This window comes from Undibacterium sp. FW305-107 (assembly GCF_058788535.1).
Map to the genome: position 1 here is coordinate 813,586 of NZ_JBYTAV010000001.1, position 17,111 is coordinate 830,696.

17 protein-coding genes are annotated in these 17,111 nt (G+C 51.4%); 6 read left to right on the plus strand and 11 right to left on the minus strand.

The features are described from left to right. Positions 1–25: 25 nt before the first annotated feature. Positions 26–712 carry a hypothetical protein gene (locus AC3WQT_RS03760; protein ID WP_492702391.1) on the minus strand — a complete coding sequence of 229 codons (687 nt, stop codon included), beginning with the start codon at positions 710–712 and terminating at the stop codon, positions 26–28. A gap of 281 nt (positions 713–993) precedes the next feature. Between AC3WQT_RS03760 and AC3WQT_RS03765 the strand changes: the two genes are divergently transcribed. Beyond that, complete coding sequence (locus tag AC3WQT_RS03765; RefSeq protein WP_492702393.1) at positions 994–1,554, plus strand: hypothetical protein; 561 nt, start codon at positions 994–996, stop codon at positions 1,552–1,554. 115 nt (positions 1,555–1,669) lie between these two features. Here the strand turns inward: AC3WQT_RS03765 and AC3WQT_RS03770 are convergent, their stop codons facing one another. After that, complete coding sequence (locus tag AC3WQT_RS03770) at positions 1,670–2,317, minus strand: DsbA family oxidoreductase (protein ID WP_492702395.1); 648 nt, start codon at positions 2,315–2,317, stop codon at positions 1,670–1,672. Between the two features lie 321 nt (positions 2,318–2,638). On the opposite strand from AC3WQT_RS03770, the gene AC3WQT_RS03775 reads away from it, so the two are divergent. Together AC3WQT_RS03775 and AC3WQT_RS03780 are read left to right on the plus strand one after the other, a co-directional pair. Then, positions 2,639–3,388 (plus strand): acetoacetate decarboxylase, encoded by a 750-nt coding sequence (locus AC3WQT_RS03775; protein ID WP_492702397.1) that lies wholly within the window; start codon positions 2,639–2,641, stop codon positions 3,386–3,388. A gap of 18 nt (positions 3,389–3,406) precedes the next feature. Beyond that, positions 3,407–4,189 (plus strand): 3-hydroxybutyrate dehydrogenase, encoded by a 783-nt coding sequence (locus AC3WQT_RS03780; RefSeq protein ID WP_492702399.1) that lies wholly within the window; start codon positions 3,407–3,409, stop codon positions 4,187–4,189. Between the two features lie 197 nt (positions 4,190–4,386). On the opposite strand, the gene AC3WQT_RS03785 is transcribed toward AC3WQT_RS03780, so the two are convergent. The 3 genes from AC3WQT_RS03785 to AC3WQT_RS03795 form a co-directional block, all read right to left on the minus strand. Next, complete coding sequence (locus tag AC3WQT_RS03785) at positions 4,387–4,800, minus strand: hypothetical protein (RefSeq protein ID WP_492702401.1); 414 nt, start codon at positions 4,798–4,800, stop codon at positions 4,387–4,389. Between the two features lie 184 nt (positions 4,801–4,984). Next, on the minus strand, positions 4,985–5,317 hold the full coding sequence (locus AC3WQT_RS03790; protein ID WP_492702403.1) for a hypothetical protein: 333 nt from the start codon (positions 5,315–5,317) through the stop codon (positions 4,985–4,987). 178 nt (positions 5,318–5,495) lie between these two features. Beyond that, positions 5,496–6,047 carry a cob(I)yrinic acid a,c-diamide adenosyltransferase gene (locus AC3WQT_RS03795; RefSeq protein ID WP_492702405.1) on the minus strand — a complete coding sequence of 184 codons (552 nt, stop codon included), beginning with the start codon at positions 6,045–6,047 and terminating at the stop codon, positions 5,496–5,498. Between the two features lie 148 nt (positions 6,048–6,195). On the opposite strand from AC3WQT_RS03795, the gene AC3WQT_RS03800 reads away from it, so the two are divergent. From AC3WQT_RS03800 to AC3WQT_RS03810, 3 genes are all read left to right on the plus strand, one after another. Then, positions 6,196–6,750, plus strand: coding sequence for a hypothetical protein (locus AC3WQT_RS03800; protein WP_492702407.1), 555 nt, complete (start codon positions 6,196–6,198; stop codon positions 6,748–6,750). Between the two features lie 174 nt (positions 6,751–6,924). Next, positions 6,925–8,349: an FAD-binding oxidoreductase gene (locus AC3WQT_RS03805; RefSeq protein WP_492702409.1), complete on the plus strand. Its 1,425-nt coding sequence runs from the start codon at positions 6,925–6,927 to the stop codon at positions 8,347–8,349. 195 nt (positions 8,350–8,544) lie between these two features. Next, on the plus strand, positions 8,545–9,432 hold the full coding sequence (locus tag AC3WQT_RS03810; protein WP_492702411.1) for a LysR substrate-binding domain-containing protein: 888 nt from the start codon (positions 8,545–8,547) through the stop codon (positions 9,430–9,432). Positions 9,433–9,648: 216 nt separating this feature from the next. Here the strand turns inward: AC3WQT_RS03810 and AC3WQT_RS03815 are convergent, their stop codons facing one another. From AC3WQT_RS03815 to AC3WQT_RS03840, 6 genes are all read right to left on the minus strand, one after another. Continuing rightward, positions 9,649–11,982, minus strand: a complete 2,334-nt coding sequence (locus tag AC3WQT_RS03815; protein ID WP_492702413.1) for a putative bifunctional diguanylate cyclase/phosphodiesterase — start codon at positions 11,980–11,982, stop codon at positions 9,649–9,651. A 291-nt stretch (positions 11,983–12,273) separates the two neighbouring features. Then, on the minus strand, positions 12,274–13,200 hold the full coding sequence (locus AC3WQT_RS03820; RefSeq protein ID WP_492702415.1) for an aldo/keto reductase: 927 nt from the start codon (positions 13,198–13,200) through the stop codon (positions 12,274–12,276). After that, on the minus strand, positions 13,197–13,847 hold the full coding sequence (locus tag AC3WQT_RS03825; RefSeq protein ID WP_492702417.1) for a DsbA family protein: 651 nt from the start codon (positions 13,845–13,847) through the stop codon (positions 13,197–13,199). Before AC3WQT_RS03825 ends, AC3WQT_RS03820 begins: the two co-directional genes overlap by 4 nt. Before the next feature lie 147 nt (positions 13,848–13,994). Next, the gene (locus AC3WQT_RS03830) at positions 13,995–15,137 is read right to left on the minus strand and encodes an anhydro-N-acetylmuramic acid kinase (RefSeq protein ID WP_492702419.1); all 1,143 of its coding nucleotides are present in this window, start codon (positions 15,135–15,137) and stop codon (positions 13,995–13,997) included. A gap of 53 nt (positions 15,138–15,190) precedes the next feature. Further along, positions 15,191–15,724 carry a GNAT family N-acetyltransferase gene (locus tag AC3WQT_RS03835; protein ID WP_492702421.1) on the minus strand — a complete coding sequence of 178 codons (534 nt, stop codon included), beginning with the start codon at positions 15,722–15,724 and terminating at the stop codon, positions 15,191–15,193. A gap of 3 nt (positions 15,725–15,727) precedes the next feature. After that, a complete protein-coding gene (locus tag AC3WQT_RS03840; protein ID WP_492702423.1) occupies positions 15,728–17,098 on the minus strand; it encodes a M23 family metallopeptidase in 1,371 nt (456 codons plus the stop codon). Positions 17,099–17,111: the final 13 nt, after the last annotated feature.

Below are 17,111 nucleotides of genomic sequence, written 5' to 3' on the forward strand. Positions count from 1 at the left end.
CATCTGGCCTGCTATGACCTGTTATCTACTTTGCTGACTTCTTCCGGTAAACACCTCTGAAACTGACATTCAGACCGCCGCAGACATTATTGTCCTTGACGACCAGATAAGATCCAAGCAAGCTCAATTCAAGCTTACAGCCATCTCCTTCTGCACCGTCGTTCAACAGAGCCTTATTGGCTTGCGGCACCATCAACCCGGATACGTCGCCGACATGGACATTGCCACCGCCCCCCTCCCATACCGCATTGCCAGCATAGCTAAGTGATTTTCCTTTTTTCTTTATACTCAGTTCAGCGAACTTATAGAAAACCCACTTACCCAGCCAGTCATCTGGTTTCGCCACGGCAGCTTCAGCAAGGCTGGATTTGTGAAGCAATCTGTCCGCCCTGACCCAGCCCACTGTTTCGCGTTTGGCGCCGGGATACCAGGCACAAACCCAATCACCCCTGCGTTGATTGGTGATCAGCTCATCGCCAGCCAGCACATAGGCTTTGATCTTGCAGGCCTCTCCTTTTTCAGGGCAAGATTTTTCATCCTTGTAAAAGTACAGTTTTTGCTCAGCATCTGCTTTGACACTGACCAGTGCCAGCTTGCTGTGGTCTTCGACAAAAGCATAAGACTGGCACGCCGGCTCATCCGCCCGGGCAACAGAAGTGTGCAGAACAAGACCAAACAGCAGCAATGAAATAGCGATTTTGTGAACTTGCATGGCTTGAATGAGAGGATTGACAGTATTGCATACTATAAAACATTATCGATTCTGGCGACAAAAACCTGTATTACAGCTAACACTGACACTTAACTACCATACATCGCCAGAGATTACCGCTGATCGCCTGGAATTTGAGCTGAAAGCACAACATCAATATAATCATTGCACTGTGGTTTATACACGCGCATTCCTGCTGACTTGTCAGCCGGAGGATGCCAGAGAATTGTAAATAACTACCACTAAGCCCCATATCGTAAAGACTTTTTAAGGAAACTAGCATGCACATCCACGCAAGAAAACTATGGTCAGCAATCATCATCCTGATCTCCATGTTTTGCGGACTGGTTCAGGCAGCAGAATCTGGCGGCCAAACATTTACCACTGACGACAAGCACATCAAATTTTGGGCAGCAGGCACACCAGAAAAAACCGAAGAGGCGATGCCCGACCGTAAAGGAGCCCCGTATAAACGCACCACCTACTTAATGGAAACAGAGGGCAGCACGCTGATGCTGGGGATATTGGAATTTCGCCCGGATGACACATCGCCAGCAGGCTATGAAACTATCTACCTGAACACCATGCTGGACAACTTGCGCAGAAGTTTTGTTTCCAGGTTTTTACTTGATACTGACAGTGGCTGGAAAGATATAGACCTGCCCAAAGGTAACTTGAAAGGGAAACAATTAAAAGGCAGGCTTGAGGGTCAGGATTTTATTCTGAGAGCCTATGTAGCGCCACATACCATTTACATGCAGCAAATTGGCCATGCACCACAAGACAACAAGGCAGCAGAAATTGCAGATCGTTTTTTGCAATCACTGGAACTCATTCCATGAAACAGGAATAAATTCTACTTATTGAAAAGAAAAAAACCAGGAGCGTCTCTACATTGAGAAGCTCCTGGTCCCGGATTTGTTCCCGGATCTTTTTTAGGATCCCAGACGAACTGTCTTATCCCTGCGCAGCAATCTGGCGCAATGCCTGCTCAAATACTTCCGGCGGCTGACCACCTGAAATCAGATGGCGTTCATTGATGATGATTGCCGGTACAGAACTGATGCCTTGCTGGTGATAATAGCGCTCTGTTTCACGCACTTCTTCAGCATAGTCACTTGATGCCAGAATCCGCGCGGCCTCTGCCGTATCCAATCCCACTTCACCTGCCACACGTACCAGGGCTTCATGCGAAGCCGGGCTTTCACCCTTGCTGAAATACAGTTCAAACAGCGCCACTTTCAGCGCGTGCTGGCGTCCTTGCAGTTCAGCCCAATGCAGCAAGCGGTGCGCGTCGAAGGTATTGTAGATGCGGCTACGCGTTGCCATGTTGAATTCAAAGCCCAGCTCTGCACCGCGTGCCCGTATCATTTCGCGGTTTTTGGCAGTCTGTTCCTGGGTGGCACCGTATTTTTCGGCCAGGTGTTCTGCAATATCCTGCCCTTCCGGCACCATTGCCGGATTTAACTCAAAAGGCTGAAAATGCAATTGCACATTGGCATTGTCACCTACGCGTTCTATGGCTTGCTCAAGCGACTTGAGCCCGATGATGCACCATGGGCATGACACGTCTGATACAAAGTCGATTCTGATTTCTTTACTCATTTTATGCTGCCTTTCCGCTGCCGGCTTGATGCCGCAGCTATCCAATTTGCAGTGCCTCAGGTATTACCTCCAGGCACCAGTATGCAAGCTTATATGTGCACTTTATCAGTCAATTCAAGTGGCTGCAGGATGCTGCGGCGCAAGCCGCCTACAAACTGATACAAATTAGTTTTATTTGCAACTTTATTTATGCGCAGATGGCTATATCTTAAGAGTCTAACAATGGCTTATTTCAAGGCAAGAAATTTTACTGAAGCACACACGCAGCACAGCGTCATCCATTGCCGCACTCACCCATGCATTAGCTCAGGAAGAAGACAAATGACAGAAGATGAAATCCGCCGCAATGCCTTTGCAATGCCCTACCCCAATTCTGCTTTCCCGCCAGGCCCTTATCGCTTTACCGACAGGGAATACCTGATCATCACCTACCGTACTGATCCTGAGTTGCTGGAAAAAATCATCCCGGCACCATTGAAGCTTGCAGAACCTGTCGTCAAGTTTGAGTTCATCAACATGCCGGATTCAACAGGGTTTGGACATTATTGCGAATCCGGCCAGGTTATTCCGGTCACCCTTGATGGCGTGCATGGCGCTTACGTGCACAGCATGTATCTGAACGACCACCCACCGATTGCGGCTGGACGTGAGTTATGGGGTTTCCCAAAGAAACTAGGAGACCCGGAGCTCAGGGTGCACAAAGACACCCTGATAGGCACACTGGACTACAGCGACTTCCGCATCGCCACCGGCACGATGGGTTTCAAGCACACGCAACTCGATCATGCAGCCGTCAAAGCGAGCATGGAAATCCCGAATTTTTTATTAAAAATCATCCCCCATGTCGATGGCACGCCGCGCATCTGCGAACTGGTGCAGTACCAACTAACCGACATCACCGTCAAAGGTGCGTGGGGTGGGCCAGGTGCTCTGGATTTGCACGCACATGCCCTGGCCCCTGTCGCTGGCTTGCCGGTACTGGAAGTATTATCTGCAGTTCATATCCTGTCTGACCTGACTCTGCCCTACGGCACAGTTGCGTACGATTACCTCGCCACCACCAAGAAATAAGCAAATAAAGGAATTCACATGCTACTCAATAATAAAGTCGCCCTCATCACTGGCGCTGCCAGCGGCATAGGCAAAGAAATCGCCATAGAATACGCCAAACAAGGTGCCAAAATCGTTATCGCCGATATGGCTTTGGAAGCAGCACAAGCCACCGCCAAAGAAATCGAAGCATCCGGCGGCACCGCCATGGCAGTGGCCATGAATGTGACTGACGAAGCACAGGTAGATAAAGGTGTGGCAGATGCCATCGCCGCCTACGGCAACATCGACATCCTCATCAGCAATGCAGGCATACAAATCATCAGCCCTGTGGTTGACCTGAGCCTGGATAACTGGAAAAAAATGCTCGCTATCCATCTGGACGGCGCTTTCCTCACCACCCGCGCCTGTATGCGTTCCATGATCGCTGGCGGCAAAGGCGGCAGCGTGATCTACATGGGCTCAGTTCACTCCCACGAAGCCTCACCACTGAAAGCCCCTTACGTCACCGCCAAGCACGGCCTGATAGGCCTGGCAAAAGTGGTCGCCAAGGAAGGTGCCAAAAACAATATCCGCGCCAACGTCATCTGCCCAGGCTTTGTCCGCACCCCACTGGTCGATAAACAAATCCCGGAACAGGCAAAAGAACTCGGCATCACAGAAGCAGAAGTCATCAAGAATGTCATGCTCAAGGAAACCGTCGATGGCGAATTCACGACCGTGCAAGACGTCGCACAAACCGCGCTATTCCTGGCGGCCTTTGGCACCAACGCGTTGACGGGTCAATCCATCACGGTTAGTCATGGGTGGCATATGCAGTAAGGTGGTTATGAGCAGTGCATTCGTGCACTGCTTTGGCACACCCACAGTAGGCAAACTGTGGGTGTGAGGCGCATCCGACTCCACTGCCAACATGTTTATGTCATTGAGTTTTTCTATAGCAGGTCTGCATCTCTTTATCCGAGCAAATTAATGTGTTTGAATATATGCGCAACGCCACATATTGATCACTCCCGGGTCTATTTTTTTAGCGCCCCGCAATCATCCTTTATCCAACGCATTCTCATTATAGAAGTAGGTAATATTGCGACAATATCTGTATCGCCATGATGAATCATGGTCAGTTTCGTTGACTGTTTATGTCCATTCTGTTTGCACTGTAGTACAACCTCAGTAACTTCATCTGGCTTGTTAGTCACCGTACGCTTGCATAGGGACTTATTCTTTGCCTCTGACAATGCCGTCGCATCAAGCCATTTTTGATCGATGCAAAACTGTAGGCCAATAACACCATCTGGTTTATCGAGATGAAGATCAACTCCAGAAGCTGCCATTTCTGCCTCAACTGCTTTTTTCTTTTCAGTATCTAATGCAGCCATTTTTTCTTTGAACTGTTGATTACTTTCAATAAGACTTTTTCTTATTCCTGCCATTTGATCTTTTGCGTCCTCATTCGGAGTAAACCATTGTTCCCATAGTCCCAAACGACGCGTTTGTGCAACGCTATGCGATGAAAAAACAATGAGCAAAGAGGCCAAAATTATAAATTTGAAAAAAGATTTAATAATATTCTCCAGGCACTCTGAAAAGAGTGCTAAAAAAACACTTGAAATAGTTTCAGGCTGAAGTAGTCCATTGATACCAAATCAGTTTATCGGCAACATCGATTGCCACGCTGCGCTCATTCCACTCGTCTTGAAATAAAAGCCCAGCACGCCATTGCGCAGGATGAGGTAGCTCAATGTTGGCAAATCGTTTCAGATGGAGACCAACCTCAGAATGGTTCGCCCAAGATGCCGGAATAGCAATCGATCTTGAAATATCGACTTTGCAATCAAGAAGAAACTGCTTCAAGTCACCATGCTGCTTATGAGTGGAAATAATGAGCTCCATTTCCGTTTCGGAGCCTGCTCCATCTAATTCATAAGAATCACAATAAATTCGTTGCATCAGAGACTCATCACAAAGATATATTTTCAACTCAATCAGAATTTTGAGCCGCAATCAAGAAACCCTGAGTAAGCGTAGCGAGCGGCGCTAGTTTGGGTTAAGAAGCGCAATCGTACTTTAGTACGATGAACATCGCAGGCCCAAAATAGCGTCGCGCTTAGCTTAATCAGGGTTTCGACTAGCGTTGGCGTTCTTTTTCCCAAAGCACATCACTCCCCCCCGCATACCGGTTCAACACCCGCGACAACACAAACAGCAAATCCGACAGACGATTCATATACTGTCTAGGCGCATCATTGATAGTCTCGGCATTGCCGACGCTGACGATGGCGCGTTCTGCGCGGCGGCAGACGGTGCGGCAGACGTTGGCGATGGCGGCGGCGCGTGAGCCTCCGGGCAGGATGAAGTCTTTTAGCGGTGGCAGGTCAGCATTGTATTTTTCGAGCAGGGCATCAAGCCTTTCTACCTGGGTGTCGGTGATCATGGTGTAGCCTGGGATGCAGAGTTCGCCGCCCATATCGAACAGGTCGTGCTGGATGGAGACCAGTTCATGCTTCATCTGCTCTGGCATGTCTTCGCACAGCAGGACGCCGATCTGTGAATTGAGTTCGTCCACGTCGCCCATGGCGTGCACGCGCAGGGCGTCTTTGGCGATGCGGCTGCCGTCACCCAGGCCGGTAGTACCTTTGTCGCCGGTACGTGTTGCGATTTTTGAGAGTCGATTACCCATGGCAATTAAAATAAGTAAAAAATAAATAAGGAAGTGTGAAAGGATACGGCAAAATCTGCCTGAACACAGCATATACAGAATATCTGGTATTGCCGCGTTATTGCCTGCCATCATTGCCCTGATTGTGCCTTATCAATATAATCGCGCCATGACACTTACACAATTATTCGCTGCGATTCGCGCTTCTTATATTGCCGTACTTGCGGCTGCTGTTAATAAAGACGATGTCCATGTTGAACCCGCCTACCGTAATGCAGATGGCTTGCTGAGCTTGGAAGGCAAGCCTGCCCTGCCTTGCCGGGCAGACTGGATACCTGCAGAGGGTGAATTTGCCGGTCAATCACACACGGTGGATGCGAAGACCCAGCTGGAATTTGATCCCTTTGGTTTTGAAATGTCTGGCACTAAGGTAAGTATTGCCCCCTTCACCTGGGACTGGCTGCCCTTGCAGATCAGCGGGCTGACGCCTAATGTTGCCGAGGTCACGCTAGTCAACTGGTTCACGACGTGGTTTGATGCTGAGGATCAAAATCCCAAGAGTGCCGATGGTCTGTATGGCGTGGTGCATTTCATGTCTGCCATCACGTCAGAAGGTGAGGCTCTGCAAGTCAGCATCGATCTTGGTTCAGTGCCAGAAGCTGCTGTTGAAGATTTGCTATTCAAATTGTCGGACGCAAACGCGCAAGCAGTGCAATTGGGATAAGTGCGCGGCTGCAGAATGCCACTTGGTACCGTCTGGTACTGCTGCCCATACAACGGTGACTTGAGTCTGAATTGCCACTGGCAAATAAAATAAGCCAGGAAGTTTGAAAGGATACGGCAAAATTTGGCTGGACACAGCATAATAGAGGTCACCATCACCAGTACGGACCGCATTATGAACCATCCTGCCATTTTGGCGAGTGTCAGAAAGCCCCTGCCCGCCGGTTTGCTGCATGCCTTGCAAGCCCTGCTGGAAGACCGTTGCAGCATCGCCCTGGCGGTGCGTGAGCATCATGGCCGCGATGAATCCTCGTATGATCCCATGCCGCCAGAGGCGGTGGTGTTTGCCCAGAGCACCGAAGAGGTGGCTGAAGTCGTCAAGCTGTGTCATGCGCATGATGTGCCGGTCATACCCTATGGTGCCGGTTCGTCACTGGAAGGCCATATCCTGGCCCTGCACGGTGGCGTGACAATAGACTTGTCGCAAATGAACAGCATGATTGCTGTGCATGCCGAGGATTTGACGGCTACCGTGCAGGCTGGCGTCACGCGCAAGCAGTTGAATACCGAGATCCGTGATACTGGCCTGTTCTTCCCTATCGACCCTGGTGCGGATGCCAGCCTGGGTGGCATGGCGGCGACGCGGGCTTCTGGCACGAATGCGGTGCGCTATGGCACCATGCGTGAGAACGTCATGGCCTTGACGGTGGTGACGGCAGATGGCCGCATCATACCCACGGGTTCGCGTGCCAAGAAATCATCTGCGGGTTACGATTTGACGCGGGTGTTTGTCGGCAGTGAAGGCACGCTGGGCATCATTACTGAAGTGACGGTCAAGCTTTATCCTTTGCCGGAAGCGATCTCTGCTGCGGTGTGCAGCTTCCCTGATAATGCAGATGCAGTGAATACCGTCATCCAGACCATACAAATGGGTGTGCCAATTGCGCGGGTAGAGTTTCTGGACGCGAATGGCGTGCGCGCCATCAATGCCCATGACAAGCTGAACCTGCCAGTCAAGCCTTTGCTGCTGTTTGAATTCCATGGCACAGAACATAGTGTGAAAGAACAGGCAGAGCTGGTGCAAGAAATTGCCGCCGCCAATGGTGCCGGTGATTTTGAATGGGCGACCAGGCCAGAAGACCGCAGCCGGCTGTGGGCGGCACGGCACAATGCCTATTTTGCCTTGTTGCAATTGCGGCCAGGTTCGCGTTCGATTTCTACTGATTGCTGCGTGCCGATTTCACGACTGGCAGAATGCATCAGTGAAACCCAGATAGATTGTGAAAACCATGGCATTACCTATTCCATCATCGGCCACGTCGGTGATGGTAACTTCCATGTGCTGATGCTGGTGGATCCGGACAGTGCGGAAGAAATTGCCGTGGCAGAATCCATCAACCAGCGCATGGTGACACGGGCAATTGCCATGGATGGTACTTGCACTGGCGAGCATGGCGTGGGCATACACAAGATGGGATTTTTGATCGAGGAACATGGGGCAGATGCGATACACATGATGCGCTTGCTCAAGCATGCATTTGATCCCAAGAATATTTTAAATCCCGGCAAGATTATTGCGTGGGATGAAGCTGAAGAATAAGTCGGGACCGTATCAAATTATTCAAGTAAGACCATTCACCACAGAGGCACGGGGTCACAGAGATAGCACAGAGGAATTCCAGGGAAAACAATATGGCTACTACGCCTGCGTCGCTCTCGCCAATTACCTGTACCACTCTTGTCGCTCACTTATTCGTGGTAACTGAAACACCAAACAGAACACATCAGGAAGAGTATGGCAACACGATTACCACCGGTACATGCATTATCTGCTTTTGAGGCTGCGGCACGGCATAGTTCTTTTGCGGTGGCAGCTGAAGAGCTGTGCATCACGCCTTCTGCGCTGTCGCATCGCATACGTTTATTGGAAGAGCATTTGTGCGAGCGCGTCTTTGTACGCGAGGGGCGCAGTGTCACGCTGACTGAATTTGGGCGACGTTACCTGGATGTGGTACGGGTGGCCTTGCGCACCTTGTCTGATTTCCCTTTGCCGAACAAGGTTACACAAAGCCAGTTGCGCGTCAAGGTGACTGTGCCGCCGACCTTTGCACGCTATATGTTCATGCCACGCCTGGCCAGTTTTACGCAAGCTTATCCAGACATAGAAATTGAAGTCTATCTGTTTGTACCGCTGTATGACTTGAGCCTGTCAGAAAGCGATGTAGAGATACGTTTTGGTGCCGGTGAATACCCTAATCTGGTGACCAAGAAGTTATTCGTCGAGCCCAGCTTCGTGGTGGCCAGCCCGGCTTACCTGAAGACTTTGCCTTCCATACAAAGCCCGGCAGATTTGCGTCATGCAAAGCTCTTGCGTTCAGCCCTGGAACCATGGCAGCCATGGTTTGAAGTCGCGGGTCTGGACTGGCCTGAGCCAACGACCGGTTTGCGTGTTGATGATCTGGGCTTGTTGCTGGAAGCAGTCAAGCATGGTCATGGTATAGGCCTGACCCGTCAGCAATTTGCCCAGGACATGATCAGCAAGGGTGAAGTCGTGCGCGTGTTTGATACGCAACTGGCAACGCCACCGCATGCCTATTACCTGGTGCATGAGGCGCAGGCAAATATACGGCCAGAGGTACAATTGTTTATTGACTGGATGCAGGCAACTTATCAGCAGGCTTAGTTATAGGGATGCACCCTACAGATTTTCTCAAGTCAATAAATCACGGTGACCTTGGCAAAAGGATAACCGTAGGGCGCAATATATTGCGCCGCATGTGTGCCTCACGCACGGCACAAATGTTTCGCCCGGGATTTGGAACATCATGCGGCACATTGCAATGCGCCCTGCATCACGGCTACGTTTGGAAATGAGCTATGCGCGTCGCAAAACTGTGCGCTACACCACCCTGCTGCTCTCCTGCCCTGGCTGCTCTATCTGCTTTTGCAGGGCCAGCCATTTATCCAGTGGCATGGGGCGGGCGAACAGGAAGCCTTGCATGGATGCACAGCCGTTGGCGATCAAAAATTCTGCCTGCTCCTTGGTCTCGACCCCTTCTGCGACGACACGCAAACCCAGATGCGAAGCCATGGATAAAATCGATTGCACAATGGCCGTGCCATTCGCATCACCCGGTGTATCTTGCACAAAGCTCTTGTCTATCTTGAGTTCGTACAGGGGCAGGCGCTTGAGGTAAGCAAGGCTGGAATAGCCGGTACCAAAATCGTCGATGGAAAAGCGTATGCCCAGGGTCGTCAATTCCAACATGCGGGCGATGGTGTCATGCAGGTTGTCGATGAGCAGGCCTTCGGTCACTTCCAAGATCAGGCGTGTTGGTGGTGCGCCTGTGTAGCGCAATACGCGCCTGACTTTTTCAACAAAATCAGGTTGGCGGAATTGCTTGGGGCTGACATTGACTGATACGGGAATGTCCCAACCGGCCTCCTGCAATTGCAGCAGGGCCAGGCAGCCCTGTTCCATGACCCAGTCGCCCAGGCGCAAGATCATGCCGGATTCTTCTGCCACGGGGATGAAGAGCGCAGGTGAAACAAAGCCGCGCTCAGGATGTATCCAGCGCATCAGCATTTCGCCGCCAACCGGCCGGCCCAATCTGTCGACCTGGGCCTGTATGTACATGTGCAGATGACCGCCAGAGATGGCTTCGCCCAACTCTCTTTCCATGGTCAGTCTTTGCTCAACCTCGGTTTGCATGCCGGTTTCGTAAAAGGCGATTTGATTGCGTCCACTGCTTTTAGCGCGGTACATGGCAGTATCAGCTTCACGCAGCAAGTCATGTGAATTTTGGTTTTCACGCGGCAACAGGGTCACGCCTATACTACAGGTGGTGCTGTATTGCAGGCCATTGATATCAAAAAATTGTGATATCGAATGGCGTATTTTTTCTGCCACGGCCTGCGCAGCATGGGCACCCGCCGCTACATTATTGGAAATATGGCAGAGCATGACGACAAATTCATCACCGCCAATATGAGCAACCGTATCAACCTCGCGCAGGCTGCTGGAGAGCCTTTGCGCCACCAGGTTCAGCAAGGCATCGCCCACCGCATGACCACGGGCATCATTGATGTATTTGAAGTGGTCAAGGTCAATGAAGAGGATGGCGCTGACCATATTGCTGCGTCTTGCTGTCGCCAGCAAAATGCTCATGCGGTCAAGCAGCAGGCGGCGGTTAGGCAAACCTGTCAGTACATCAAAATAAGCCAGCCTGTGTATATGCTCCTGGGCTTTTTTACGATCGCTGATATCGCGGCCCGTGGCAACCCAGTGGCTGAATAAACCCTGATCATCGGCCAGTGGCACGACATCGGCTTCCATCCAGAATTCACTGCCGTCATGGGTATAGCAAATCAATTCTATATGTACTGATTCGTAAGAAAGCAACGCCTGATTGAGTTTATCAAGTTCATCTGCCTGGGTACGCGGGCCTTGTAAAAATACGGGCGATTTGTCTATCACCTCTTCACTTTTGAAACCAGTCTGGCGCACGAAAGCGTCATTCACAAAGACGATTTTCAAGCGACGTTTTCCTGTCGCATCAATATCCACCTTGATGATCATGACGATGTCATTCAGACGTGCGACGGCGGCAACGATCAGGCGCAATTCTTCGTTCGCGACTTTCAATGAAGTTTGCCCGTGCTGCAGCGAAGCCGTGATGATGCGCTGATGCTCGAGTGAACTGTCCAGCCTTTGCAACAACACGCCGCAAGAGATGGACATGACGGCTGCAATAAAGGTGAAATTGATGGTCACTACCACCAGTTGCATGAAAGGGTGGGAATCAAAACCATAGACATGCAAATTGGAATCCGATATATAGCCCACCACCAGCAGACTGACAGAAGACAATATCAGGGCCTGCATGGACAGCCGCATGTTCAGCAGCAAAGAGGTCAGTACCGGAAAAGCCAGTAAATAAATCAGCCCAGTCAGACCCACCTTGATCAGGAACCAGACGCCCAGCAAATACAGGAAGAGCAAAAAATTCCAGGCGCGCTGTTGATAGGTCAAAAATGGCAAGCGCCAGACAGTGGCGACCCAGGCCAGGGCGAAAATATCTACCACCACGACTGACCACAGGTTTTCACTGATGGCCAGCACAATGCTGGGTATGGCAGTTGCACCACCCAGGGCAAGTACAAAAAACAGGATCGCCGACAATACCTGCTCGCGCCACTGATGAGTTTCCCCCGGTGCCGAAGAGTTTGCCATAAAGTTACTGCGGATGAATTGAAAAACAGTCACAAATCCTGTCCTTCTGCAATCACATCACGAAACAGGCCAGACTAGGTTTAGCGGCCGGAACAGTAATACTATACCAACATTTGTCTATTCAGACAGAAAATACGCCCATGCTAGCAAAAAGCGACAAAATGGCATTTACACTGGGCAATATCAGATCGTACAGCCTTGCTGTATAAGCATGATTTTGACACCCTTTACTGCAAGCTGAGACCCCGCCGCTTAGTCAAAATTTTTTATCGACATTTTTAATCGACATTTTTAATCGACGTTTTTACCTGCTGACGCGCACCACAAAGCAAACCATTGTTCACGGCTGAGGGTGATGGCGGTGGCACTGACTGCTTCCTCAATGGCTGCAATGCGGCCAGAGCCGGTCAACACCAGGGGTCTGGATGGATGTTGCAAAATCCAGGCAAGGGCAATAGCGCTGGGGCTGACATCAAGTTCTGCCGCAATCCTGGCCAGCACCGTGCTGATGCGCTGGCCACGTTCATCCTGTTCATGCAGAGGACGGAACAGGCTGCCACCACCCAGGGCGGACCAAATCATCGGTGCGATGCGCAGGCGCTGGCATAAATCCAGGGTGCCATCATGCAATGGCTGCATATGCAGCAGCGACAATTCAACCTGATTGGTCACCAGCGGGAAACGTGACGCCAGCAATTCAAACTGGCTATTGGTGAAGTTGGACACACCAAAATGCCTGACCTTGCCACTGTCTTGCAACTGCCTGAATGCGCCTGCCATTTCGTCGGCGTCCATCAGCGGATCTGGCCTGTGTATGAGCAACAAATCCAGTTGCTCTATCTGCATGGCACGCAAGGATTGTTCGGCAGAAGCAATGATATGCGCGGCGCTGGTATCGTAATGTTGTATGCCATGGGCAGGACGATTGTCAGACACCAGCTTGATGCCGCATTTGCTGACGAACTGAAACTTATTGCGCAGATGCGGTGCCAGTGAGATGGCTTCGCCCAGCAATTTTTCGCTTTCATAATTTCCATAGATATCAGCCTGGTCTATGGTGTTGATGCCGAGCGCCAGAGCCTGCTCCAGAAATGTCACCCTTTGCTGCGCCGTCATTTGCCAACTGGCAAGCCGCCACAAGCCCAGTACGATGCGGGAAAATTCAGGGCCGTTTGGGGCAATAGCTGCGCTTGAGGTGATTTGCAGATTGGTTGTCATTGTTGTTTTAGCTGTTGAAATGTGGAGATCAAATCATCGCGCGTGGTGTAGCCAGAAGCGATCATGTGCAGAGCGCCTTCGTGTACCAGCAACAGCGCCGGAAAGCCGCGTATGCCCCAGTTTTTTGCCTGTTCAAAATGTTCGCGCGTATCTGACATGGCCATCGGTGAAACCAGCGTCTCGGCAAAGCTGGCAACATCAAAACTGCCCTCGCCTTCGACCCTGTTCATGGCAGCGACTGCCAGTTCAGACAAAATCGCCGGATCACGCACGTCACGTCCCTCGGCATAGAAGCCATGCTGTACCGCATGGAAGACTGCCAGTGCAGAGCGCCCGGTATCATCATCAGTCAATGTGCGTGCTGTCACCACAGCACGGCAGGCGGGCTCGGTATCATAGACAAAACCGGCTTGCAACATCGCAGTATCACTGAAAGGCAGGCCACTACGCTCAGCCACCTGCTGCCAGTGTCCCATGATGGTAGTGCGCGTAGCATCATCCAACAATTGCTTGTTATAGGCGCGTAAGCCACCCATGATCAAATCAATTTTGGCATCAGGTACAGTGTCAAGAAAAGCCAGCAATTCTGGCCCAAAGCCATAACACCAGGAACACATGGGGTCGGCGACATAAATCAGTTGCGTCATAAGAGCCTCAAAGCATAAATATTGATTGCTCATTGTATAGAAACTTGGGATTGGCTGTCGCCTGCGATTTGGCAGGGTGCGCCATGCGCACCGGCCTGTCTATATTTGCACGCGTGGCACTGCGCGCGCGGCACCCCTGCAAGGATACTAAGCCGGGTATAAGGCACCTAAAATACGCCCGCCTGCGGCTCCCGTCACATCCGCCAGATTCCCCGGCAAACGCAAGCAAAAGCGCTGTGCCAGCCAGGCGAAGGCCAGGGCCTCTACCTGTTCAGGCGCGACACCGAGTACGCCTGTGCTGCTGACGATAGCGGCACATGATTGTGCCTCCAGCAAAGCTTGCAAGCGCTGCATGAGATGGCAATTGAACGCACCGCCGCCGCAGACATAGACATGGGCAGCATCGACTGCATGGCGGGCGATATCATTGGCCAGTGTCAGCGCAGTAAATTCACATAGCGTGGCCTGTACATCGACAGGCCGTGCGGTTTCAAATCCCCGCAATTTGCCTTGCAACCAAGCCGGATGGAACAGGTCACGCCCTGTGCTTTTTGGTGGTGGCATCTGCAGGTAGGCTTCATCCATCAGGCTGCTCAGCAGGGCGGGTATGACTGTACCCTGTGCGGCCCAGTCACCATTGGCATCGTAAGCCTTGCTCTGATGTTGCAGTACCCAGGCATCCATCAGGACATTGCCGGGGCCAGTATCAAAACCACGGGTAGTACCATCAGCTGCCAGCACACTGATATTGCTGATACCGCCAATATTGGCAACCACACTGGAAGCACCAGCACGTCCAAATACGGCGCGGTGAAAGGCGGGCACCAGTGGCGCACCCTGGCCGCCCGCTGCGACATCACGACTACGAAAATCAGCGATCACATCGATACCAGCCAGTTCTGCCAGCAAGGCGGGATTATTGGTCTGACGGGTATAGCCCAGCTCTGGCCTGTGCCGTATGGTTTGCCCGTGCACACCAATAGCATGCACGGTTTGCCCGTCTGTTGCTGCCTGCAGTTTTTTGACGCAGGCGGCATAAGTTCTGGCGAGGTCATTTGCCAGCAGTGCTTCATGATGCAGTTCATTCTCGCTGGCTTGTTGCAAGCGCATAGCTTGCTCACGAAGGTCAGGGTCAAAGGGGATATAGGCTGTTGCCATGATCTGCATGCCGGTACCAGCATCGTCATCTGGTTCAGGCAGGCGCACCAAGACACCATCAACCCCGTCCAGGCTGGTGCCAGACATCAGGCCTATATAGATTTTGGCTGGATTGTTTTGATTTTGCGGCATGCTGACTCCACCTGTGTTTTGATCAGCATGAGTATAGAAGAGTCAGCCTGGTATTACAGCGTCTTGCAGAAAATTCTGTTGGCGACCTCTTCGTCTTCCATACGAAAGATGGTAGCACCTATGTCGGCATAGCCTGTACGCGGATAAAAGCGCAAGGCTTTGTCGTTACCGACCCAGGCTGTCAGCCAGAGTTGCTGTACGCCCAGGCCGCGTAAATGTTCTTCGGCTTCAGCCAGCAAACGGCGACCTATGCCGCGACTAAAAAATCCAGGGTGTACGTAGAGATGGTCGAGCTCGGCCTGGCGTTCAGCCTGCACCTGGTCATGGCGTTTGCCGTTCAGCGTCTGGCAATAGCCGACCAGATGACCATCGATTTCTGCTAGCAGGATGTGGGTATTTGTTTGTGCGAGATAAGCTGCTGTGCGTGCTGCTGTCAGTTCAGACAAGACATAATCGGCAATCGACTTTTTGATGCCATGCTTGACATAGGTATCAAGCCAGACTTGCAATATCAATACGGTCAAGGCAGAGACATCTTCTGTCTCTGCCTTGCGTATGATGACTTCGCCTGCGAACAAACCAGCCAAGACTTATGAGCGCTTGGCCAGTCGCATGGTTTCTGCCATGCGTTCAGGGTGCAGCAGGTTGAATCTATGATTCATGTCACCGGCAAAACCTTTGAAGCGGGCCATTTCAGCAGTTGCCAATGGGGCGGCTTCTGTCATATTGATGCTCATGGGGTCACGGGCTTCATTATTGACGCGGAATTCATAATGCAGATGCGGGCCGGTAGACCAGCCTGTCGTACCTACATAACCAATGACATCACCCTGGCTGACCTTGCTGCCCTTGTGTATGCCAGCAGCAAAGCGGCTCATGTGAGCGTAAGCGGTGCTGTAGTTATTCCAGTGTTTGAGTACCACCAGGTTGCCATAACCATTGCTTGGTGCAGCAGAATCAACTACGCCATCAGCAGAGGCACGGATAGGTGTGCCAGTGGCGGCGGCAAAATCGACACCCTTATGCGCTTTCCATTGACCGGAAATAGGATGCACGCGCATGGAGAAGCCAGAAGATACGCGGGTAAATTCTATTGGTGACTTCAAAAAGGCTTTTTTCAGGGACTTGCCGTCAAAGGTGTAGTAACCACCCTTGCCGCCAGTTTCTTCAAACCAGGCTGCCTGATACAGCTTGCCAGAATTGCTGAATTCCCCTGCAAGCACACGACCAGTGCGGACGCGCTCACCGTTTTGCCAGAAGCTTTCATAGACAATATTGAAATAGTCGCCCTTTTGCAGGCGCTGGTAATCAACATTGGTCTCGAACATGGATTTGACCTGCTCGGTGACGTTATACGGGATCATGGCATCATCGGCAGCCGGGTAAAAGGCGGTGCGGATATAGGCTGTTGCCATTTCTACACGTCGCTCCAGCTTGGCAGTAATATCGGCAGATGTAAGCTTGCCATTATTATCACGGCTGATGACGATATTCCTGACTGGTTTGTCCGGGCCATCTGAGACAGTTGTTTGTAACCACAGGAGTTCACCTTCTTCATCCGTTTTTACCGCCACGGTTTTGTCAGCCCTGAATTGCAGGATACCGCGTGCAATATTGTCTGATTTGATGAACTGTGCCGCTTCGTCGTCATCCACACCTATGCGCTGCAAGAACGTGGCTAACTGCTCACTACTCTTGAAAGTGGCTTCACGGATGAATTGCTGGTCAACCGCTTCGAGTGCGGCGACCTGGTCATCCAGTGAGGGGAGGCTGAGTTCTTCTTTGATGCGCTTGACCGGCAGGTCAGACGCGTCTGGTGCCAAAGGAGCAACACCAACTGCGCCAAATGCGCAAACTGCAAAGAAAAGTGCGGAGACGGAAACGATGCGCGAAGCGCGTGTGGTGCCAAACAACAGTCTGCCACCAGAGACTAATCGAAGTAATTTATCTGTTGGACGCATGCAATAAGTTAAA

Excerpts from the sequence above, each read along its gene's own strand:
- AC3WQT_RS03760 (WP_492702391.1), bottom strand. The coding sequence starts at position 712 with ATGCAAGTTCACAAAATCGCTATTTCATTGCTGCTGTTTGGTCTTGTT.
- AC3WQT_RS03765 (WP_492702393.1), top strand. The coding sequence starts at position 994 with ATGCACATCCACGCAAGAAAACTATGGTCAGCAATCATCATCCTGATC.
- AC3WQT_RS03770 (WP_492702395.1), bottom strand. The coding sequence starts at position 2,317 with ATGAGTAAAGAAATCAGAATCGACTTTGTATCAGACGTGTCATGCCCA.
- AC3WQT_RS03775 (WP_492702397.1), top strand. The coding sequence starts at position 2,639 with ATGACAGAAGATGAAATCCGCCGCAATGCCTTTGCAATGCCCTACCCC.
- AC3WQT_RS03780 (WP_492702399.1), top strand. The coding sequence starts at position 3,407 with ATGCTACTCAATAATAAAGTCGCCCTCATCACTGGCGCTGCCAGCGGC.
- AC3WQT_RS03785 (WP_492702401.1), bottom strand. The coding sequence starts at position 4,800 with ATGGCAGGAATAAGAAAAAGTCTTATTGAAAGTAATCAACAGTTCAAA.
- AC3WQT_RS03790 (WP_492702403.1), bottom strand. The coding sequence starts at position 5,317 with ATGCAACGAATTTATTGTGATTCTTATGAATTAGATGGAGCAGGCTCC.
- AC3WQT_RS03795 (WP_492702405.1), bottom strand. The coding sequence starts at position 6,047 with ATGGGTAATCGACTCTCAAAAATCGCAACACGTACCGGCGACAAAGGT.
- AC3WQT_RS03800 (WP_492702407.1), top strand. The coding sequence starts at position 6,196 with ATGACACTTACACAATTATTCGCTGCGATTCGCGCTTCTTATATTGCC.
- AC3WQT_RS03805 (WP_492702409.1), top strand. The coding sequence starts at position 6,925 with ATGAACCATCCTGCCATTTTGGCGAGTGTCAGAAAGCCCCTGCCCGCC.
- AC3WQT_RS03810 (WP_492702411.1), top strand. The coding sequence starts at position 8,545 with ATGGCAACACGATTACCACCGGTACATGCATTATCTGCTTTTGAGGCT.
- AC3WQT_RS03815 (WP_492702413.1), bottom strand. The coding sequence starts at position 11,982 with ATGGCAAACTCTTCGGCACCGGGGGAAACTCATCAGTGGCGCGAGCAG.
- AC3WQT_RS03820 (WP_492702415.1), bottom strand. The coding sequence starts at position 13,200 with ATGACAACCAATCTGCAAATCACCTCAAGCGCAGCTATTGCCCCAAAC.
- AC3WQT_RS03825 (WP_492702417.1), bottom strand. The coding sequence starts at position 13,847 with ATGACGCAACTGATTTATGTCGCCGACCCCATGTGTTCCTGGTGTTAT.
- AC3WQT_RS03830 (WP_492702419.1), bottom strand. The coding sequence starts at position 15,137 with ATGCCGCAAAATCAAAACAATCCAGCCAAAATCTATATAGGCCTGATG.
- AC3WQT_RS03840 (WP_492702423.1), bottom strand. The coding sequence starts at position 17,098 with ATGCGTCCAACAGATAAATTACTTCGATTAGTCTCTGGTGGCAGACTG.